This is a genomic window from Kocuria nitroreducens (assembly GCF_042879195.1).
In the GTDB taxonomy this organism is placed as follows: Bacteria; Actinomycetota; Actinomycetes; order Actinomycetales; family Micrococcaceae; genus Kocuria; species Kocuria nitroreducens.
Map to the genome: position 1 here is coordinate 119732 of NZ_JBHZTC010000005.1, position 19750 is coordinate 139481.

Here is a 19750-nt window from a genome sequence, read left to right on the forward strand (position 1 = left end):
CGAAAGGGCTGGTCAGCGCCTGGTTTCCCCGTGGTTGCACCGCCTCGGGACCCGTCCGGCCGGCCCGGGACGTCCCCGCAACCGGACGTGCGCGGTCCCGCCCGGGAATTCCCTGGGGAAACCGGGTGCGGACGCGGTACCGGTTCGGATAAGGTTGCGATCGTGGTGAGAACCACAGCAATGGGGGAAATTGCACGGGTCGGACCGATTCGGACGCACTGGGGGGTGCACCGTCTGCGGCACCCGTGTTCTGAAAGCCGCTCAGCCCACGGCTCTCCTCTGTTGAGGCGTTCAACGCCTGCCGATGGCCGCGGGTCCTCCATGGGAGGCGCATCTCTCCCCGCGCCGGGCGGACTCCTACCGCCCGTTCCCGCGGCCATCGGTCTACACCGCACGTCCTCCGCACCGGTCGCCCCGCGCGGCACGGCGTCCGGGCTCCCTGTCCGCTGGGGCTAGGATCGTAGGGCCGCGCCCGCCGTCGTCGAGACCGGACCGCGCGGCGCACCCGTCACCAGCGCCGAGGAGCCCGCCCATGCCCGCCCAGGGGACCGTCGAACACGTCCTGACCGTCCACTGCCCCGAGGCCCACGGGCTCGTGAGCGCCATCACGTCCAACCTCACCCAGCAGGGCTGCGACATCTTCGACGTCAAGCACTTCTCCGACCGCTTCACCGACGAGTTCTTCATCCGCTGCCACACCGTCAGCGAGGCCGGCACGGCCACCGTGGCGTCCCTGACCGAGGGCTTCGGCCCGGTGGCGGACCAGCACGACATGCGGTTCCGGCTGGTCTCCGTGCAGCGCCGGACCCGGGTGCTCGTCATGGTGTCCCGCTTCTCCCACTGCCTCACGGACCTGCTGCACCGCACCCGGATCGGCGAGCTGCCCATCGAGATCGTGGCCGTGGTCTCCAACCACCTCGACCACAAGAGCCTCGTGGAGTGGCACGAGGTCCCCTTCCACCACATCCCCGTCACGGCCGAGACCAAGCCGCAGGCCGAGGGCAGACTGCTCGACCTCGTGGACCGCTACGACGTCGAGCTGGTCGTGCTGGCCCGCTACATGCAGGTGCTCTCCGACGAGCTGACCCGCGAGCTGTCGGGACGGTGCATCAACATCCACCACTCGTTCCTGCCCTCGTTCAAGGGCGCCAAGCCCTACCACCAGGCCTACGCCCGGGGTGTGAAGATGGTAGGAGCCACTGCCCACTACGTGACGGCGGACCTCGACGAGGGGCCGATCATCGCCCAGCGCGTCATGCCCGTGGACCACGCCCACACCCCGGCGGATCTCGTGGCCGTGGGCCGGGACGCCGAGATGCAGGCGCTGTCCCGCGCGGTGAAGTGGCACGCCGAGGGGCGCGTGGTGCTCTCCGGCAACCGCACCATCGTCCTGGTCTGACCCGGCCCCCGCACCGCAGGAGGGCCGGGCGCACTCACGCTCGGGCCGGGCCCGGAACCGTCCACGCAGGGCCGTCGGACGTCCTGAGCGGCTCCACCCGGACCGCGGCGCCCGTCTCGAGCGAGCGCTGCGCGGCGTCGGCCACCCGGGAGGCGGCCACGGCGTCACGGGCCGTGCAGGGACTCGGGATCTCCCCGCGCACCACCTGCACGAAGGCCGCCATCTCACGGCGGTAGGCCTCGGCGAAGCGCTCGTGGAACGTCGTGTGCGGCGGCCCGGCCGGGAACCCGACCCCGGGCTCGGCCGAGCGCAGGGCCATGTGCTCGTCCATCCCGACGGCCACCGAGCCCTTCGAGCCCTGCAGCTCGAGGCGCACGTCGTGGCCCGCGCCGTTGTAGCGAGTCGCCGCCACGGTCGCCACCGTGCCGTCGTCGAGGGTGAGCACGGCCAGCGCGGTGTCGACGTCGCCCACCTCGCCGATCCGGGGATCCCCGCGGTTGGACCCGCGCGCGTAGACCTCGACGACCTCGCGGCCGGTGATCCACCGGAGGACGTCGACGTCGTGCACGGAGCAGTCCCGGAACAGTCCTCCCGACGTGGCGAGGAACTCGACAGGCGGCGGGGTCATGTCACCGGTCACGGCGCGCACGGTGTGCAACCAGCCCAGCTCGCCCGCGGCGTAGAGCTCCCGGGCACGGACGTAGCCGGGGTCGAAGCGGCGCTGGTGACCGATCTGCACCACGCCCTGTCCGCGCTCGATCTCGTCGAGCAGGGGCAGCGCCTCCTCGACGGACAGCGCCACCGGCTTCTCGCAGAAGACCGGCAGCCCCGCTGCCAGACCGACCCGGACCAGATCCGGGTGCGTGGCCGTGCCGGTCGCGACCACGAGGCCGTCCACGCCGTCGTCGAGCAGCGCCTGGACCGTCGGCCGCGGTGCCGCACCCGTCCGGCCTGCCACGGCGGCCGCCTGCTCGGGCACGGCGTCCGTGAGGCTGAGCCGCACAGCCGGTTCGCCCCCGGGATCGCGCAGGGCGGCGAGGTGGGCGGCGTGCATGGCGCCGATGCGGCCGGCGCCGATCAGCCCGATCCGGACGGTCATGTCAAGAGCACCTTTCGGTAGGCGGAGTTGCTGTGGGACCGGTGCCGCCACCCGGGTCGTCGAGAAGCGGGACCGGCGTCGGCTCCGGCGCGGGGCGAGCCGGCGACCCGCTCACATGCGATGTGCGCTGTGGCGTCCGGGAAGTCGGCGAGCAGTTCCGGACCTTCTCCTCGGCTCGAGGGAAGCCTGCCGCTCCTGACCGGACGAGCATGCCCGATCGACGTCCATTCTGAGTGGCACAGATCACTGATGTCAACAGAATGTATGGACATATGCACATCCCTCCGTTCACAATGGGAGAAGATCACCGTTCCCACCGGAACGGCACAGCCCCTGGAGGTCCCATGTCCGGCCCACTGCGCCTCACGGTCGACAAGACCTCCCCCGTGCCCCTCTACCACCAGGTCGCACAAGGGCTGGAGGACGCGATCCGCAGCGGTGAGCTGCCCCCCGGGACCAAGCTGGACAACGAGATCGACCTGGCCAACCGGCTCAACCTGTCCCGTCCCACCATGCGCAAGGCCATGGACCAGCTCGTCCGCGCCGGCCTGCTCGTGCGCAAGCGCGGCGTGGGCACCCAGGTGGTCGGCAGCCAGGTCCGCCGCTCGCTCGAGCTGACCAGCCTGCACGAGGACCTCCAGCGCAGCGGAGGCAGCCCCAGCACGGACGTGCTGGAGCTCGCACGGATCCCTGCCGACGACGAGGTGGCGCTGCTGCTCGGAATCGCGCCGGGCGACGAGGTCTACCACCTCGTGCGCCTGCGCAGCACGGACGGCGACCCGCTGGCCCTCATGGAGAACTGGATCCCCTGCGCGCTGTGCGAGCTCACGCGCGAGCAGCTCGAACAGGAGGGGCTGTACTCCCTCATGCGTGGCCAGGGCGTCAACTTCCAGCTGGCCCACCAGCGGGTGGGCGCCGTCTCGGCCGATGCGTTCCAGGCGGGGCAGCTGGGCGTCGAGCCCGGTGCCGCGCTGGTCAGCATGCACCGCACCGCCATGGACGACCTCGGCCGGCAGGTGGAGACCGGCCGGCACGTGTACCGGGCCGATAAGTACACCTTCGAGCTCACCCTCGTCCAGCGCTGAGCGCAGGACCTCCCCGGACCGAGACCTCCGCACGACGACGACACCGGAAGGCACATCCGCCGCATGCACACCGACAGCTCCCGCCCCGAATGGGTCCACCCCAAGGACTCCGCCGCCCAGGACGGCTGGTTCGTCTCCCTGGGCGGCCACGACTCCGCCACCGAGGTCCCCGGCTGGGCCCACACGGGGCTGCGCGTGGCCGATCTCGGCCCGGGCGACCGGATCACCCTGGACGCCGCCGAGGAGGAGCGCATCGTGGTGCCCCTCACGGGCAGCTTCACGGCCGAGACGGGCGGCGAGAGCTACGAGCTCGCCGGCCGCCCGTCCGTCTTCGCCGGACCCACCGACGTCCTCTACACCGGGATCCGCCGGGACCTGACCGTGTCCACCGGGACCGGCGGCCGGGTGGCCGTGGCTTCGGCGCCCGCCCGGGCGGAGCACCCGACTCGGCTCGTGACCCGCGAGGAGATCCCGGTGGAGCTGCGCGGCGCGGGCAGCTGCTCTCGCCAGGTGCACAACTTCGGCACGCCCGCCGCGCTCGAGGCCGACCGGTTCATCGTGTGCGAGGTGCTCACCCCCGCCGGCAACTGGTCCTCCTACCCGCCGCACAAGCACGACGAGGAGAAGGACGGCGAGACCGCCCTCGAGGAGATCTACTACTTCGAGACGCAGCTCGCCGAGGGCATGCCGGTGCCGGAGGGCGGCGGCACCGATCCCATGGGCTACCAGCGGGTCTACGCCTCGGACGACCGTCCCATCGACGTCAACGCCGAGGTGCGCTCGGGCGACGTCGTCCTGGTGCCCTACGGCTGGCACGGACCCGCCATGGCGACCCCCGGCTACGACATGTACTACCTCAACGTCATGGCCGGGCCGGGCCGGGTGCGGGAGTGGCTGATCAGCGACGACCCCCACCACGGCTGGATCCGCCGGACCTGGGACGAGTCGGCGGTCGACCCGCGGCTGCCCTTCGGCCGCTGAGCACCCTCGACACCGCCACCCGGGCTGGGCCCGCTCCCTCGGGGGGCGGGCCCAGCCCGGGTGGGCGAAAGGATCAGCGCAGGGCGCCGACGGACGCCGCGGCGTCCTTCAGGACGCCCGCGGCGATCTCGAGGCCCTCGATGCGGCCCAGGGAGACGTCCTCGTGCTCGATGTTGACGGCCATGTCGGGGTCGACCTCGTGCAGGGCGGCGAGGAACTCGGCCCAGTACGCGGTGTCGTGGCCGCGGCCCAGGGCCACGAAGTCCCACGCCGAGTCCCGGGGCCACTCGTTGGCCCACTCGTCGCCGCCGAGGTTCGTGCGGTCCTCCCCGGGGGACAGACGGCGGAAGCTGTTGTCCAGCACACCGTAGAGCGCGGCGTTCGCCTTGTTGATGCGCACGTCCTTGGCGGCCGCGTGGAGGATCAGCGGGCCGAGTTCGTGAACCACGGCGACCGGGTCCATCTGCTGCCAGAACAGGTGCGACGCGTCGAGCTCGACGCCCACGTGGGTGGCGCCGGTCAGGTCGATGAGCTTGCGGACATCAGCGGTGTTGAACACGACGTTCTGCGGGTGCAGCTCCAGGGCCACCTTCACGCCGTGGTCGGCGGCGAGGCGGTCGGTCTCCCTCCAGAAGTCGGCGACGACACCCCACTGGTAGTCCAGGACGTCCAGGGCGCCGGAGCTCCAGGCGTTGACGACCCAGTTGGGCACGGTGGCCCCGGGCTCCCCTCCGGGCAGCCCGGACATGGTCACCACGCGGGTCTGGCCCAAACGGTGCGCCAGCCGGATGGAGCGGCGGATGTCCTCGGCGTGCCTCTCGCCGATTCCCCGCTTGGGGTGCAGTGGGTTGCCGTTGCAGTTCAGGCCCGCGATCGAGACACCGGTGCCCTCGAAGATCGCCAGGTAGTCGTCACGGGCGGCATCGCTGGCCAGGATCTGGTCCATGTCGGGAACGTGGACGGGCGGCAGGAATCCTCCCGTGTTGATCTCGATGCCGGTGAGGCCCAGGTCCGCGATGACCTTCAGGGCCTCGGGGAGCGGCCGGTCGTGCAGGATCGCGTTGTAGACGCCGAGCTTCACAGGGTGACCTTCTTTCCGTGGTGGGTGGCGGACTCCACGGCCGCCGCCAGGATCTCCATGTTGTGCACGCCGTCGGCGAAGGAGGCGTTGCGGGGCAGGGACGCCGGCTCCTCGAGTCCGGCGACCTCTTCGAGGAAGGCGCGGGCCTGGTAGCCGAAGGCGTCGTTCTGACCGAAGCCGACGCCGGGGGCGTCCATCGCCAGCCCCTGCGCCAGGTAGGCGTGGCGGGGCCCGAGGTTGACGGTGCGGTAGCCGTTGGTGGCCTCGGGGCCGTCGGTGAGGAACAGCTCGATCTCGGCCGGGCGCAGCTGGTTGAACCGCGCCGCGCCCTTCTCGCAGAACACCTCGAAGGTCAGCGTGTTCGGGTGCCCGGCAGCCACCCGGGAGACCTCCAGGCTGCCGGCGCCCTGGGCGAACTCGGCCGAGAAGGCGGCGTAGTCGTCGTTCTCGACCGGCTCGTGGTCGTCGCTGACCTCCACCAGGTGGTGTCCGGTCACCGCCCCCAGCGGCAGGGGCCGCTCGGGGATGGACGTGGCCAGCCGGCCACCGCTGACGGAGCGGACGTCCCCGCAGAGGAACTCCGCCACGTAGGCCAGGTGGCTGCCGACGTCGGCCAGGGCACCCGAGCCGGGGCCGCCCTTGTACCGCCAGCTCATGGGAGCCCTCGGATTCACGCCGTAGTCGGTCCAGTACCGGCCGCTGAAGTGCAGCACCTTCCCCAGCGTCCCCTCCCGGACCAGGTCGCGGATCGCGGCGATGCCGGGGGTGCGCCGGAAGGTGAAGCCGATCCTGGCGACGGTGTCCGCCTCCTCGGCGGCCCGGGCCATGGCACGGGCGTCCTCGAGCGTGTCGCTGAGCGGCTTCTCGCACAGCACGTGCTTGCCCGCCTCCAGCAGACCCTCCACGACCTGGCGGTGGAACCGGTTCGCGATCACGACGCTGACCACGTCGACCTCCGGGTCCTCCGCGACCGCCTCCCAGGAACCGACGGCCTTCTCGTAGCCGTAGCGGCGGGCGACGTGTCCTCCGAGGGTCTCGTTGACGTCGCCGACGGCGACGTAGCGCAACGGGGGAAGCACGGGGTCGTAGAGCGTGGGGGCCACGCGGTAGGCCGCCGCGTGGGCCTGCCCTGCCATGCCGGCGCCGATGACGGCGATGCCGATGCTGTCGGTCATGTTTTTCTCCTGGAACGAGGACGGGACGAAAGAGGAAGGGCGGGCGCCGCGCCGGCGCTGTCATGCTGTGGTGCCGCCCACTATTGGAGCGCTCCAAAAAGCGTAGAATCTTCCTCGCACCGGGTCAAGAGATTTGTCAGGACAATTTCCGGGAGACAATGCTGTGGTGAACTCACGCCCGCCCACCATCTACGACGTCGCCCGCGCCGCGGGTGTCTCCAAGTCCCTCGTGTCCCTCGTCCTGCGCGGTTCCCCGAACGTGTCGGAGGCCCGGAGGTCCGCCGTCCTGACGGCGGTGGAGCAGCTGGGCTACCGCCCCAGCCAGGCCGCCGCGGCCCTGGCCGGAGCGACGACCCGCACCATCGGGGTGGTCATAGACGACTACCGGAACCTCTGGTTCGTGGAGCTGCTGCGCGGCCTGCAGGAGGGTCTGGCGCCGCACGGGCTGCGGATCGCGGTGGCGGACCACACGCTCAACGCCCACGTGGAGGCGCACCCGCTGGACGGCTTCCTGTCGATGCGCGTCGACGGGCTGGTGATCGCCACCGAGCCGACCGGGGCCATGCGCGTGCCCGAGGGGCTGCCCGTCGTCGTGGCCGGCCACCGGGAGGGCCGGGTCCCGGGCGCCGACGTCGTCGCGAACGACGACCGCCTCGGCGCCCGCCTGGCGACGGAGCACCTGACCGGTCTCGGCCACCGCGGGATCGGCCATCTCACGGGCGGTGGCGGAGCGGCCCGGCTGCGGGCGGAGGGATTCGCGGAGGCGATGCTCGCGGCCGGTCTCGAGCCGCTCACCGTCCCGGGGGCAGGTGCCACCACGGAGGAGGACGGCTACGCCGCCGCGGTGCGACTGCTCGACAGCGCGCCGGGGACCACGGCGGTCTTCGCCGCCAACGACACCATGGCCATGGGGGCGCTCGCGGCGGCCGGCGAGCGCGGCCTGCGCGTCCCGCAGGACCTCTCCGTGGTCGGCTACGACGACTCCCCCATGGCGTCCACCCACCTCCTGCAGCTGACCACCGTCGACAGCCGCAACGCGGAGATCGGCGCGGTGGCCGCCGAGCGGCTGGTCGCACGGATCGGCGGAAGCCCCGGTGCGGGGGCGGCGGGCCTGCTCCGGCCGGAGCTGGTCGTCCGCGGTTCCACGGCAGCACCCCGCTCGACCGGGTGACGGAGCAACCCGTGGAGCGCCCCGTCGCCCCCGCCGGGCGGACGCATCAGGGCGCGGCGGGGCCGCGGCCCCGCCGCGCCCTGACACCCGGCCCGTCGCTCAGGCTCGGGCAGGCACCTGTGCCGCGCCGTAGAGCTCCGGCTTGGGCTGCATCCGCACGGGCACGATGTCCCCGCTCGCCTGCGCCCGGACGCCGGCCTCGCAGCAGGCGGCCGTGGCGTAGCCGTCCCACGCCGAGGGCCCCCCGATCTGCCCTCGCGCCGTCGCGTCGACCCACGCCTGGATCTCCCGGTCGTAGGCCTCGACGAAGCGCTCCTCGAAGCCGGGGGTCACCTGGCCGCCCCACGTGCCGGCGGTGCGGACGTAGGGCTCGGTGTCGCCGCCGATGCCCACGACGCCCGTCTCGAAGGATGCCTGCGTGGCGACCTGGTAGCCGAACTGCGCGTTGACGTATGCCTCGACCTGGGCGAGGACCCCCGACTCGGTCTCCAGGAGGATCAGCTGGGGGTCACGCTGGCCGTCCGGGGCGTTGCGGGTGGACCGCCCGATCCGAACCTGGACCGAGGTGATCTCCTCCCCGGTGAAGAAGCGCACCGCGTCGAACTCGTGCACCACCGTGTCGTGGATGATCATCTCGTTGGTGAATCCGGGCGGGGTGGTGGGGTTGCGGTGCTGGTGGTTCAGCGTCAGCAGCTCACCGTAGGCCTTCTCCTCGATCATCCGGCGCAGGGCGACGTAGCCCGCGTCGAAGCGGCGCATGAAGCCGACCTGGATCAGCTGCCGGCCGGCGGCGACCTCCGCCTCGACCACGCGCCAGGAGGACTCCGCGTCCGGAGTCAGCGGCTTCTCGCACAGCGTGGGCAGCCCGTGCTCGATCGCGGACAGCAGCACCTGCTCGTGCAGGAACCCCGGGGTGGCGATCAGAACGGCGTCGACGTCGTCCCGGTCGAGCACCTCCTGGAAGTCCGTGTGGGCGGCCGCACCGGGGATGTGGGCGACGGCGGCCTCGGCCCGGGCACTGTCGATGTCGACGACGGCGACGATCTCGGCGCCGTTGATCCGACGGTGGATGCGCTCGATGTGGTCGGCGCCCATGCGGCCGGCTCCGACGACGGCTACGCGCAGCGAGGTGTTCATGGTGGTCTCCTTCCTCTGCCCCTGCGGGGGCGGGGTGTGCGGGGCGCTCCCGCCGGTCCGGGACCGGCGGGAGCGGAGGAACGCGGGGGTCAGTGGTCGGACGAGGACGGGAAGGCGAAGGACGCCCCGGACGCGTGGTGCGGCTCCGGCCACCGCTCGGTGACGGCCTTGCCACGGGTGTAGAACCGCACCCCGTCCGGCCCGTAGATGTGGTGGTCGCCGAACAACGAGGCCTTCCAGCCACCGAAGGAGTGCCACGCCACGGGCACGGGGATCGGGACGTTGACCCCGATCATGCCCACGGTCACGCGGCGCTTGAACTGCCGGGCGTAGGCACCCGAGGAGGTGAAGATCGCGGTGCCGTTGCCGTACGGGTTGGCGTTGATGATCTCGATGCCCTCGTCCAGGCTGTCCACGCGCAGCACCACCAGGACCGGCCCGAAGATCTCCTCCTCGTAGGCCTCCATGTCCTGGCGGACCTTGTCGAGGACGGTGGGACCCACGAAGAAGCCGTCCTCGTGGTCCTTCACGATCAGGTCCCGCCCGTCCACGACGACGGCCGCGCCGTCCTGCTCGGCGGCGGTGACGATCCGGCGCACGCGGTCCCGGGACGCGGGGGTGATGACCGGGCCCATGTCGGACCCGGCGTCCATGCCGTTGCCCACGGTGATGTCCTTCGCCCGCTCCGCAAGCTTGTCCACCAGCAGGTCCGCGGCCTCGCCCACCGCCACAGCCACGGACACGGCCATGCACCGCTCACCGGCGGAGCCGAAGGCCGCGGCCGTCAGGTTGTCCGCGGCCGAGTCCATGTCCGCGTCCGGCAAAACGATCGCGTGGTTTTTCGCCCCGCCCAGGGCCTGGACGCGCTTGCCGTGCTTCGTCGCGGTCTCGTGCACGTACTGCGCGATCGGGGTCGAGCCCACGAACGAGATGCCGTCGACGTCCGGGTGGGTCAGCAGGCCGTCCACGGCCTCCTTGCCGCCGTGGAGGACCTGGAAGACGCCGTCCGGCAGCCCGGCCTGCTTCCACAGCTCGGCGATCAGCAGCGACGGGGAGGGGTCCCGCTCGGAGGGCTTGAGGATGAACGCGTTGCCGGTGGCGATCGCCACCGGGGCCATCCACAGCGGCACCATCACCGGGAAGTTGAACGGGGTGATGCCCGCGACCACGCCGAGGGGCTGGCGGAAGGAGTAGACGTCGATGCCGGTGGAGAACTGGTCGGAGAACTCCCCCTTGAGCTGCTCGGCGATCCCGCAGGCGAACTCGACGACCTCGAGACCGCGGCCCACCTCACCCTTGGCGTCGGAGAGGACCTTGCCGTGCTCGGCGGTGATCAGCCGGGCCAGGTCGTCCGTGTGGGCGGCCACGAGCTCGCGGAACTTGAACAGCACGGCGGTGCGCCGGGACAGCGACACGTCGCCCCACGAGTCCGCCGCCTTCCGCGCCGCCGCGACGGTGGTCTGCAGGTCCTCGTCGGTGGCCAGGTGCAGGATGCCGGACACCTCGCCGGTGGCGGGGTTGTAGATCTCCTGGGTGCGGTCCCCGGTGCCGGGCGTCCGGGCCCCGGCGATGAAGTGCTCGACGTGCTGGATCTGCTGCTGGGTCTTGTCGATCTGCTGGGTCATGGCGTTCCTCCTTCAGTTCCCGAGCAGCGGGCGCTGCCGGGCCTTGTGCTGCTGGTAGACCTCGTAGGCCTCGTTCGTGGATCCGAGGGTGGCGGTGCCCGTGACGGGCACGTCCCACCACGACTCGGAGCTGGGCGCGTCGATCAGCGGATCCGACTCCACGTGCACGAGCACGGGACCGGAGCCCTCGGGCACGGCCTTGGCCTGCCCGACGGCCGCCTTCAGCCGGTCGATCACGCCCTCGCCGGGCTCGACGCGCAGAACGCGCACGCCGAGGGACTCGGCGTTGGTGGCGAGGTCGATCGGCAGCGTCGAGCCGTCGTCGAAGCTGTGCCGCTCCTCGTCGAGGTAGCGGTACTTGGTGCCGAAGCGCTGGGACCCCAGCTGCTCCGACAGGGCGCCGATCGAGGCGTAGCCGTGGTTCTGGATGAGCACCACCACGAGCTTGAGCCCCTCGGCCACGGCCGTGACGAGCTCCGTGTGCATCATCAGGTACGAGCCGTCCCCGACCATGACGACGACGTCGCGCGCGTCCTGGGGCGTTCCGGCCCGCTCCGCCTCGGCCACGGCCGCTCGCTTGACCCCGAGGCCGCCGGCGATCTCGTAGCCCATGCACGAGAAGGCGTACTCCACGTGGTAACCGTACGGGTCCTTGACCCGCCACATCTTGTGCAGGTCGCCGGGCAGCGAGCCCGCGGCGCACACGACGACGTCGCGGTCGTCCATGGCCTCGTTGACGGCCCCGATGATCTCGTTCTGGCTGGGCAGCGGCTCGTGCCGATCGCCGAAGGCTGCGTCCACGGTCCCGTCCCAGCGCCGCTTCTCGGTCTCGACGACCTCGGCGAGGTCCGCACCGGCCCGGTACCCGCCGAGCGCCTTCGTCAGCTCGACGAGGGTCTTGCGGGCGTCGGCGACGACGGGCACTGCGGTGCCCTGCTTGTACGCGTCGAAGGCCGCGACGTTGACGTTGACGAAGCGCACGTCCGGGTGCTGGAACGCGGTGCGGGACGCGGTGGTGAAGTCCTCGTACCGGGTGCCGATGCCGATGACCAGGTCGGCGTCGGCGACCACGGCGTTGGACGCCGTGGAGCCGGTGGAGCCGACGGCCCCGAGGCACAGCGGGTGGTCCCAGTCCAGGACCCCCACCCCCGCCTGGGTGTAGGCCACGGGGATCCCGGTCGCCTCGGCGAACTCCCGCAGCGCCTCGGTGGCGAAGGCGTAGTGCACCCCGCCGCCCGCGATGACGACGGGCCGCTCGGCCGCTCGGATCGCCGCGACAGCGGCACGGACGTCCTCCTCCTCCGGGGCCGGGCGGCGGATCCGCCACTCCCGGGGCGCGAGGAACTCCTCGGGCACCTCGAGCGGCTCGGCCTGCACGTCCTGCGGGAGCGCGATCGTCACCGCCCCGGTCTCGGCGGGGTCCGTGAGCACCCGCATGCCGTTGAGCAGCGCCGAGAAGAGCTGCTCGGGCCGCCACACGCGGTCGAAGTAGCGGCTGACCGGCCGGAAGACGTCGTTGACGGTGATGTCGTTGGCGTCGGGACGTTCGAGCTGCTGCAGCACCGGGTCCGGCCGCCGGGAGGCGAACTGGTCCGAGGGGAACAGCAGCGCGGGCAGCCGGTTCGTGGTGGCCAGGGCGGCACCGGTCACCATGTTGGTGGCCCCGGGGCCGATGGAGGTGCTCACCGCGAAGGTGGCCCGGCGCCGGGTGTGCCGGGCGTAGCCGACGGCCTGGTGCACCTGGGCCTGCTCGTTGCGGCCCTGGTAGTAGGGCATGACCGCGGGGTCCTCGGCCTGGTACTGCTTGAGCGCCTGGCCCACCCCGGCCACGTTGCCGTGGCCGAAGATGCCGAACATGCCCGGGATCGTCCGCTGCCGGTACTCCTCCGCGCCGATCCGGTCCACGGTCCACTGGTTGGCCAGGAACTCCACGAGCGCCTGGGAGACGGAAAGGGTGCGGGTGCTCATCGGGCCGCTCCTTCTTCGACGGGGTGCCCCTTGAGCAGGGACGCAGCGGTGGCCACAGCGCCGGCGACGTCGCCGTCCTCGGGGTAGAGGAGGGTGCGTCCGACCGTGAGGCCCTGGACGCCGGGCAGGGAAAGCGCGGCCTCCCAGGTGGCGAACACCTCGTCCGGCCGGCCGGACGGGTCCCCGCCCAGCAGCACGGTCGGCAGGGTCGTGGAGGCCATGACCCGCTCCATCTCCTCGACGACGGGCAGCTTCATCCAGGTGTGCGCCGACGTGCCGCCGAGGCCCTGGGCGATGGCCACGGACTGGATCACGGCGTCCGCCGAGAGGTCGTTGACGATCCCCCGGTCGGTGATCCGGGAGATGAACGGCTCGACCATCGCGATGAGCCCCAGGTCCGCGAGGGAGTCCACCGCGCGGGCGGTGTTCTCCAGCACGGAGGTGGTGTGCGGGTCCTCGAAGCAGATGCGGGTGAGCATCTTGCCGCCGTCAGCGCCGATCTTGTTCAGCGCCTCCGCGGTGTGCCCGGTGAAGCGGTCGTCGATCTCGTTGACCAGTCCGGGCAGGCCACCGCGGTTCATCGAGCCGAAGACCAGCTTGCCCTCGAGCGCACCGAGCAGCAGCAGGTCGTCCAGCACGTCCGGGGATGCGAGCACGCCGTCCACCTGGGGGTTGGCCAGGGCGATCTGCAACCGGTCGAGCAGGCTGCGCCGGTCGGCCATGGCGCCGGCGTCCTGCCGCACCTTCAGGGCGCCGCGGGCCGCGTGGTCGGCGGCGACCACGAAGTTCTGCCGCCCCTGCACGAGGCCGGAGTGGCGGCGGCGGGAGTCGGCCGCACGCTGGACGGCCCGGGGGTCCTCGAGCCGGATCCGGCTGAGGTGCTCGTAGCGGCGCGGATCGGCCGTGTCGAGCTCGGCGGGGGACGTGGTCGTCATCGAGTGGCTCCTTCGGGAACGGCGCGGCCGCGCTCGCGCAGCAGCTGGAAGACCTCATCGGGCGCGGGCATGGCATCGGAGCACGAGATCTTCGAGGCCACGATCGCGCCGGAGGCGTTGGCGTAGTCGAGGACCTGTTCGAGGCTCCAGCCCTGGTTGATGCCGTGGCAGAAGGCTCCGCCGAAGGAGTCCCCGGCGCCGAGGCCGTTCACGGTCTCCACCGGGACGGGGGCGGAGACCACGCGCTCGTCGCGGGTCTTGGCCATGACCCCCTCGGGGCCGAGCTTGACGACGGCGATGCGCACGCCGGCCTCGAGCAACCGGTCGGCCTGCTCGTCGGGGGTGCCCTCCCCCACGGCCACCGCGCACTCCTTGTCGTTGCCGATGGCGATGGTCACGTGCTGGAGCAGCTCGTGGACCTGCGCGCGGGCGTCCTCCTCGGACTCCCAGAACATGGGACGGTAGTCGAGGTCGAGGATCGTGTGCTGGTCGCCGCGCAGCTGCTCGCGCGGACGGGCCTCGTGGGCCGCGAAGTGGGCGGAGCGGGACGGCTCCTGGCACAGGCCAGTGACGGTGGACCACAGGATCCGCGTGTCGCGCACGACCTCGGTGTCGATCTCCTCCGGCCGGATCTGCAGGTCAGGGGCCGTGGGGAAGCGTCCGTAGAAGTACAGCGGGAAGTCCTCCGGCGGCCGGATCGCGCAGAACGTGGCGGGGGTCTGCAGACCCGGCACCGAACTCACGAACCGGTCGTCCACGCCGTAGCGGGTGAGCTCGCGGTGCAGGTAGGTGCCGAACGGGTCGTCGCCGGTGCGGGTGATCACCGCGGCGGACTCGCCGTGGCGGGCGGCGGCGACCGCGACGTTCGACGGGGACCCGCCCAGGTACTTGCGGAACGTGGTCACGTCCTCGAGGCCGACCCCGACGTCGTCGGGGTAGATGTCGACGCTGATGCGCCCCAGGGTCACGACGTCGTAGCTCATGCGTTCACTCCTGCCTTCTGCGCCGCGGCGACGCGGCTGCGCATCTGCTCCAGCTGGTACCGGGAGACCTCCACGGCGTTCTCGTCCTCGGCAAAGACCGAGGAGACCATCACGGAGTCCTCGCGGTCGAGGAAGCCGTTGGTGGCGAGTCCGCCGAAGAACTCGTCCCAGTCGACGTCGCCGTCCCCGATCTTCAGGTGCTGGTGCACGCGGGCCGGAGCTCCCGGCGGGTTGGTGATGTAGCGCAGCCCGTGGGAGCGGTGGTGGTCCATGGTGTCGGCGACGTGGACCACGCGCAGCCGGTCCCCCACCGCGGCCATGATCTCCAGCGGCTCGTCCTCCATGTGAAAGGTGTGCGGCGCCACGTAGGCGAAGCCGAGATTCGGGGAGTTCACGCCCCGGATCACCCGCCACGCGGCGAGGCCCTGCTCCACGAAGTCGTCGGGGTGTGGGTCGATCGCGACGTGCACGCCCTCGCGCTCGATGAGGGGCAGCAGCTCCTCCATCGAGCGGTAGAACGCCCGCTCCGACTCCTCGGCGAGCTCGGGCCGGCCCTGGAACTCGGTGTTCATCTGCTGCACTCCGAGGTCCACGGTCATCCGGACGGCGCGCTTCCAGTACCGCACGGCGGCCTCGCGGGCATCGGGGTCCGGGGCGGACCAGCGCAGCACGGGCAGCACGGAGGCGATCTGCACCCCGGCGTCACGGCAGGCCGCGCGCAGGTCCGCGACGAGCTGGTCGTCGGCCTTGGGGTGGTTGAAGAAGGGCAGGAAGTCGGCGTGGGGCGTCAGCTGCAGGTACTCGTAACCCAGCTCGGCGGCGAGCTGCGGGAACTCGAGCAGGGAGTGGGTGGAGTGGAACGGTGTGGGATCGAGAGCGATCTTCATGGACGGTCCTCCAGGTCGGTGTGGCGCGGACGGGTCAGCGGACGCGGGTGCGGGAGCCGCAGCCCAGCAGGTAGGCGCGCGTGCGGGTGGCGATGGGCAGCGGGACGTCGAAGGACGAGACGGGGTACATGTCCTGCTCGACGATGCCGAAGATCGGCAGGTTCAGCTTCTCCACCTCGGCGATCACCTCCGCGAGGTCGGGCAGGCCGGCGGGCGGCTCGACCATGACGCCGGCGAGATTGGCCGCCGCCCAGGTCAGGTTCTCCCGGCGCACGCGCTCCATGATCACCGGGTCGATCTGCTTCAGGTGCAGGTAGCCGATCCGCTCCGGGTACTTCCTGATGAGGTCTGCGGACGACGCGCCGCCGTACTCGGCGTGGCCGGTGTCCAGGCACAGGGTGACCAGCTCGGGGTCGGTGCGGTCCAGGAAGGTCTCGATGTCGGGCTGGCCGCACACGTGGGAGTCGGCGTGGGAGTGGAACTGCTGCTGGAGACCGTAGTCCTCGCGCAGCACCTTCCCCAGACGGTCGTGGCCCTCGCACAGGGCGTTCCACTGCTCGGAGCTCAGGTGCTCGTTCTCGAGGGCCTCGCCCGTCACGTCGTCGCGCCACATCGCCGGGATGACCACGATGTGCTCGCCGCCCACGGCGGCGGTCAGCTCGGCTACCTTCCGCGCGGGCTCCCAGGCCTCGCGCCACTGGTCGGCGCCGCGGTGGAACGCCGTGAAGACCGTGCCCGCCGACACCTTCAGGTTCCGCTGGGCCAGCTCGTCCGCGAGCCGGACGGGGTCCGTGGGCAGGTAGCCGTAGGGGCCCAGTTCGATCCAGGAGTAGCCGGCCTCGGCGGCCTCGTCGAGGAAGCGCTCCCACGGCGTCTGCTGGGGGTCGTCGGGGAACCAGACGCCCCAGGAGTCCGGGGCGGTGCCGATCAGCACGGGGTTCTTCTGCTGGGCCGCCGCGTCGGCGGTCGTGGTGGTCGCGTTCTGCTGCGCCATGGTGACCTGCTTTCTGGTGCTGGACCGGCGTCCCGGTGAAGACATCGGACACCCGGCCGATCAGTGGTCCGGATCACAACCAGAATACGACATGAGGTCAGTTTGTAAAGACATAACGTCTAACTGTGGCCCTAGGGGTGCTGCCTCGCACACCGGCACCACAGACCTCGCGAGGTGCGTGGACGACAGCCCTGGGAACATTTGTATTAATGTGTTGCCAAACCGGCTGGGCGGGTGGGACAGTGGCTTCCGACGAGGTGGTGCCTGGGACGACGCCCAGCAGCCGGGCATTCCCTCCACAGCACGGGAACAGCCGCGCGAGATCTGCACCCGCCGCTCGGCCGCGCACAGCCCTTCCCCGGACGCCGCCGGACGATGAACTCCTGGCACTCCTCTCCGCCTCCGCCACTGCGCTCGCCGAGACCGCTCCCGGCACGCGTCACCCACCGAAAGGATCCGATCATGCCCCTCGTGCGCATCGACGTCACCGAGGACCGTCGAACCCCCGAACAGCTCCGCGACCTGGCCGACGCCGTCCAGGACGTCATGCTCGACACCTTCGCCGCCCCGCCCCGCGACCGCTACCAGATCATCACCGAGCACAGGCCCGGCCAGATCATCGCCGAGGACACCGGCCTCGGCCTCACCCGCACCGACGATCTGGTGATCGTCCAGGTGGTCCAGCAGGGCCGCAGCGAAGCCCAGAAGCAGACGATGTACCGGGCGCTGGCCGATCGCCTCCACGAACGCACCGGGCTGGATCCGCAGGACCTCATCGTGTCCGTCACCGAGAACACCCGCGAGGACTGGTCCTTCGGCCGAGGCGTCGCACAGTTCCTCGAAGGACAGCTCTGAGCCCTGCGAGGCTCCGGCGACGGGGCAGGCCCCGTCCACGAACATCGTGGACGGGGCCTGCCTCGCGTGCCGGGTCGGCGGGCCGGAGCCCGCCGGATCACTTGCTCTCGAAGATCTCCCGCATCAGCTGGGCGGTCTCGGACGGGGTCTTGCCGACCTTCACGCCCGCGGCCTCGAGGGCCTCCTTCTTGGCCTGCGCGGTGCCCGAGGACCCGGAGACGATGGCGCCGGCGTGGCCCATGGTCTTGCCCTCGGGAGCGGTGAAGCCGGCGACGTAGCCGACGACCGGCTTGGACACGTTCGCCTGGATGAAGTCCGCGGCGCGTTCCTCGGCGTCGCCGCCGATCTCGCCGATCATCACGATGGCCTCGGTCTCCGGGTCCGCCTCGAACGCCTCGAGGGCGTCGATGTGCGTGGTCCCGATGACCGGGTCGCCGCCGATGCCGATGGCGGTGGTAAACCCGATGTCGCGCAGCTCGTACATCATCTGGTAGGTCAGGGTGCCGGACTTGGAGACCAGGCCGATCTTGCCCTTGCCTGTGATGTTCGCCGGGGTGATGCCCACCAGCGACTCGCCCGGGGTGATGATGCCGGGGCAGTTCGGGCCGATGATGCGAGTGGTCTGCTTGCCGTCCGCACCGGTCTTCGACTTCGCGTAGGCCCAGAACTCGGCGGAGTCCTGCACTGGGATGCCCTCGGTGATGACCACGACGAGCGGGACCTCGGCGTCGATGGCCTCGATCACGGCGTCCTTCGTGAAGGCCGGCGGCACGAAGACGATCGACACGTCCGCGCCGGTCTTCTCGACGGCCTCGGCGACGGTGCCGAAGACCGGCAGCTCGACGCCGTTGCCGTCCTTGTCCTGGTGGGCCACGGTCGTGCCGGCCTTGCGGGCGTTGACGCCGCCCATGACCTGTGTGCCCGCCGCGAGCATGCGACCGGTGTGCTTGGTGCCCTCGCCGCCGGTGATGCCCTGAACGATGACCTTGGAGTCCTTGTTCAAAAAAATTGACATTGCTGTTCCTTAGGAGTGTTCGTCCGGTCGGCGGTTCAGTTGGCGGCGTGGGCGAGCTCGGCGGCCTTGTCCGCGCCCTCGTCCATGGTCTCGGCGAGGGTGACGAGCGGGTGGTTGGCACCGGCGAGGATGCGCCGGCCCTCCTCGACGTTGTTGCCGTCGAGGCGGACCACGAGCGGCTTGTCCTCCTGGTCCCCGAGGATCTCGAGGGCCTTCACGATGCCGTTGGCCACGGCGTCGCACGCGGTGATGCCGCCGAAGACGTTGACGAACACGGACTTCACCTGCGGGTCGTTGAGGATCACGTCCAGACCGGCGGCCATGATCTCGGCCGACGCGCCGCCGCCGATGTCCAGGAAGTTGGCGGGCTTGACGTTGCCGTGCTGCTCGCCGGCGTAGGCGACGACGTCCAGGGTGGACATCACCAGGCCAGCGCCGTTGCCGATGATGCCGACCTCGCCGTCGAGCTTGACGTAGTTGAGGTCGTGCTCCTTGGCCTTCTCCTCGAGGGGGTCGGCACTGGACTTGTCAGCGAGTGCCGCGTGCTCCGCCTGGCGGAACTCCGCGTTCTCGTCGAGGGTGACCTTGCCGTCGAGGGCGATGACCTGCCCGTCGCCGGTCTTCACCAGCGGGTTGACCTCGACGAGCGTGGCGTCCTCGTTCTTGAAGACGTCCCACAGCTTGACCAGGGCCGGGACGACCTTGGCCGCGGTCTCCTCGTCGAAGGCGGCCTGCTGCACGATCTCCTGGGCCTTGGCCTCGGTGATGCCCTCGGTCGGGACGACCTCGACGCGGGCGAGGGCCTCGGGCCGCTCGACGGCGAGCTGCTCGATCTCCACGCCGCCCTCGACGGAGCACATGGCCAGGTACGAGCGGTTGGCGCGGTCCAGCAGGATCGAGAAGTAGTACTCCTCGGCGATGTCGGCGCCCTGGGCGATCATGACCCGGTGGACGGTGTGGCCCTTGATGTCCATGCCGAGGATCTGCTGGGCGTACTCATAGGCCTCGTCGGCGGTCTTGGCGACCTTGACGCCGCCGGCCTTGCCGCGGCCTCCGACCTTGACCTGCGCCTTCACGACGGTGACCCCGCCGATCTTCTCGGCGGCGGCCCTTGCTTCTTCAGGGGTGGTCGCGACGATGCCCTGGAGCACGGGGACGCCGTGCTTCTCGAACAGGTCACGTGCCTGGTATTCGAACAGGTCCACGGGTGAATGCCCTTCTTCGTCGAAGTCGTGGGCGGCGGCGACCCGGGCAGTACGCGGGTCGTCCTCCGACCTGGTGGTGAACGGAGCACCCCGCATCCTCCCGGCCGAGGCCCGGCGGATGCGTCCGGGCCGTTCCGCGGAACCGTTCCCGGCGC

General features: G+C 71.1%; 17 protein-coding genes. 5 read left to right on the forward strand and 12 right to left on the reverse strand.

Annotated features, from left to right (window positions below):
* Positions 1–532: 532 nt before the first annotated feature.
* Positions 533–1399 carry a formyltetrahydrofolate deformylase gene (gene purU, locus ACFYE1_RS04760; RefSeq protein ID WP_387740514.1) on the forward strand — a complete coding sequence of 289 codons (867 nt, stop codon included), beginning with the start codon at positions 533–535 and terminating at the stop codon, positions 1397–1399.
* Positions 1400–1433: 34 nt separating this feature from the next.
* On the opposite strand, the gene ACFYE1_RS04765 is transcribed toward purU, so the two are convergent.
* Positions 1434–2498 carry a Gfo/Idh/MocA family protein gene (locus tag ACFYE1_RS04765; RefSeq protein ID WP_387740516.1) on the reverse strand — a complete coding sequence of 355 codons (1065 nt, stop codon included), beginning with the start codon at positions 2496–2498 and terminating at the stop codon, positions 1434–1436.
* Between the two features lie 344 nt (positions 2499–2842).
* Between ACFYE1_RS04765 and ACFYE1_RS04770 the strand changes: the two genes are divergently transcribed.
* Positions 2843–3583, forward strand: coding sequence for a GntR family transcriptional regulator (locus ACFYE1_RS04770; RefSeq protein ID WP_387740519.1), 741 nt, complete (start codon positions 2843–2845; stop codon positions 3581–3583).
* Positions 3584–3646: 63 nt separating this feature from the next.
* Positions 3647–4564 carry a 5-deoxy-glucuronate isomerase gene (iolB, locus tag ACFYE1_RS04775; protein ID WP_387740522.1) on the forward strand — a complete coding sequence of 306 codons (918 nt, stop codon included), beginning with the start codon at positions 3647–3649 and terminating at the stop codon, positions 4562–4564.
* 73 nt (positions 4565–4637) lie between these two features.
* On the opposite strand, the gene ACFYE1_RS04780 is transcribed toward iolB, so the two are convergent.
* Entirely contained in the window at positions 4638–5645 is a 1008-nt protein-coding gene (locus ACFYE1_RS04780) for a sugar phosphate isomerase/epimerase family protein (RefSeq protein ID WP_387740525.1), read from the reverse strand.
* Positions 5642–6820 (reverse strand): Gfo/Idh/MocA family protein, encoded by a 1179-nt coding sequence (locus tag ACFYE1_RS04785; protein ID WP_387740528.1) that lies wholly within the window; start codon positions 6818–6820, stop codon positions 5642–5644. The genes ACFYE1_RS04780 and ACFYE1_RS04785 overlap by 4 nt, the downstream gene beginning before the upstream one ends.
* Before the next feature lie 163 nt (positions 6821–6983).
* On the opposite strand from ACFYE1_RS04785, the gene ACFYE1_RS04790 reads away from it, so the two are divergent.
* On the forward strand, positions 6984–7991 hold the full coding sequence (locus tag ACFYE1_RS04790; RefSeq protein WP_387740531.1) for a LacI family DNA-binding transcriptional regulator: 1008 nt from the start codon (positions 6984–6986) through the stop codon (positions 7989–7991).
* Between the two features lie 99 nt (positions 7992–8090).
* On the opposite strand, the gene ACFYE1_RS04795 is transcribed toward ACFYE1_RS04790, so the two are convergent.
* The 7 genes from ACFYE1_RS04795 to ACFYE1_RS04825 all read right to left on the reverse strand — a co-directional run bounded on the left by ACFYE1_RS04795 (position 8091) and on the right by ACFYE1_RS04825 (position 16520).
* Positions 8091–9128 carry a Gfo/Idh/MocA family protein gene (locus ACFYE1_RS04795; protein WP_387740534.1) on the reverse strand — a complete coding sequence of 346 codons (1038 nt, stop codon included), beginning with the start codon at positions 9126–9128 and terminating at the stop codon, positions 8091–8093.
* A gap of 89 nt (positions 9129–9217) precedes the next feature.
* On the reverse strand, positions 9218–10753 hold the full coding sequence (locus ACFYE1_RS04800; protein ID WP_387740537.1) for a CoA-acylating methylmalonate-semialdehyde dehydrogenase: 1536 nt from the start codon (positions 10751–10753) through the stop codon (positions 9218–9220).
* Positions 10754–10765: 12 nt separating this feature from the next.
* Positions 10766–12721, reverse strand: coding sequence for a 3D-(3,5/4)-trihydroxycyclohexane-1,2-dione acylhydrolase (decyclizing) (gene iolD / locus ACFYE1_RS04805; RefSeq protein WP_387740540.1), 1956 nt, complete (start codon positions 12719–12721; stop codon positions 10766–10768).
* Entirely contained in the window at positions 12718–13656 is a 939-nt protein-coding gene (locus tag ACFYE1_RS04810) for a Cgl0159 family (beta/alpha)8-fold protein (RefSeq protein ID WP_387740542.1), read from the reverse strand. The genes iolD and ACFYE1_RS04810 overlap by 4 nt, the downstream gene beginning before the upstream one ends.
* Complete coding sequence (gene iolC, locus ACFYE1_RS04815) at positions 13653–14639, reverse strand: 5-dehydro-2-deoxygluconokinase (RefSeq protein WP_387740545.1); 987 nt, start codon at positions 14637–14639, stop codon at positions 13653–13655. The genes ACFYE1_RS04810 and iolC overlap by 4 nt, the downstream gene beginning before the upstream one ends.
* Positions 14636–15526 (reverse strand): sugar phosphate isomerase/epimerase family protein, encoded by an 891-nt coding sequence (locus ACFYE1_RS04820; RefSeq protein WP_387740547.1) that lies wholly within the window; start codon positions 15524–15526, stop codon positions 14636–14638. Before ACFYE1_RS04820 ends, iolC begins: the two co-directional genes overlap by 4 nt.
* A 34-nt stretch (positions 15527–15560) precedes the next feature.
* Positions 15561–16520 carry a sugar phosphate isomerase/epimerase family protein gene (locus ACFYE1_RS04825; RefSeq protein ID WP_387740549.1) on the reverse strand — a complete coding sequence of 320 codons (960 nt, stop codon included), beginning with the start codon at positions 16518–16520 and terminating at the stop codon, positions 15561–15563.
* Between the two features lie 462 nt (positions 16521–16982).
* On the opposite strand from ACFYE1_RS04825, the gene ACFYE1_RS04830 reads away from it, so the two are divergent.
* On the forward strand, positions 16983–17375 hold the full coding sequence (locus ACFYE1_RS04830; protein ID WP_387740550.1) for a tautomerase family protein: 393 nt from the start codon (positions 16983–16985) through the stop codon (positions 17373–17375).
* A 97-nt stretch (positions 17376–17472) separates the two neighbouring features.
* On the opposite strand, the gene sucD is transcribed toward ACFYE1_RS04830, so the two are convergent.
* On the reverse strand, positions 17473–18390 hold the full coding sequence (gene sucD / locus ACFYE1_RS04835; RefSeq protein WP_387740552.1) for a succinate--CoA ligase subunit alpha: 918 nt from the start codon (positions 18388–18390) through the stop codon (positions 17473–17475).
* 35 nt (positions 18391–18425) lie between these two features.
* Complete coding sequence (gene sucC, locus ACFYE1_RS04840) at positions 18426–19595, reverse strand: ADP-forming succinate--CoA ligase subunit beta (RefSeq protein ID WP_387740554.1); 1170 nt, start codon at positions 19593–19595, stop codon at positions 18426–18428.
* Positions 19596–19750 lie beyond the last annotated feature (155 nt).

Coding starts and splice junctions, on each gene's coding strand:
- purU (WP_387740514.1), top strand. CDS start 533: ATGCCCGCCCAGGGGACCGTCGAACACGTCCTGACCGTCCACTGCCCC.
- ACFYE1_RS04765 (WP_387740516.1), bottom strand. CDS start 2,498: ATGACCGTCCGGATCGGGCTGATCGGCGCCGGCCGCATCGGCGCCATG.
- ACFYE1_RS04770 (WP_387740519.1), top strand. CDS start 2,843: ATGTCCGGCCCACTGCGCCTCACGGTCGACAAGACCTCCCCCGTGCCC.
- iolB (WP_387740522.1), top strand. CDS start 3,647: ATGCACACCGACAGCTCCCGCCCCGAATGGGTCCACCCCAAGGACTCC.
- ACFYE1_RS04785 (WP_387740528.1), bottom strand. CDS start 6,820: ATGACCGACAGCATCGGCATCGCCGTCATCGGCGCCGGCATGGCAGGG.
- ACFYE1_RS04795 (WP_387740534.1), bottom strand. CDS start 9,128: ATGAACACCTCGCTGCGCGTAGCCGTCGTCGGAGCCGGCCGCATGGGC.
- ACFYE1_RS04800 (WP_387740537.1), bottom strand. CDS start 10,753: ATGACCCAGCAGATCGACAAGACCCAGCAGCAGATCCAGCACGTCGAG.
- iolD (WP_387740540.1), bottom strand. CDS start 12,721: ATGAGCACCCGCACCCTTTCCGTCTCCCAGGCGCTCGTGGAGTTCCTG.
- ACFYE1_RS04810 (WP_387740542.1), bottom strand. CDS start 13,656: ATGACGACCACGTCCCCCGCCGAGCTCGACACGGCCGATCCGCGCCGC.
- iolC (WP_387740545.1), bottom strand. CDS start 14,639: ATGAGCTACGACGTCGTGACCCTGGGGCGCATCAGCGTCGACATCTAC.
- ACFYE1_RS04820 (WP_387740547.1), bottom strand. CDS start 15,526: ATGAAGATCGCTCTCGATCCCACACCGTTCCACTCCACCCACTCCCTG.
- ACFYE1_RS04825 (WP_387740549.1), bottom strand. CDS start 16,520: ATGGCGCAGCAGAACGCGACCACCACGACCGCCGACGCGGCGGCCCAG.
- ACFYE1_RS04830 (WP_387740550.1), top strand. CDS start 16,983: ATGCCCCTCGTGCGCATCGACGTCACCGAGGACCGTCGAACCCCCGAA.
- sucD (WP_387740552.1), bottom strand. CDS start 18,390: ATGTCAATTTTTTTGAACAAGGACTCCAAGGTCATCGTTCAGGGCATC.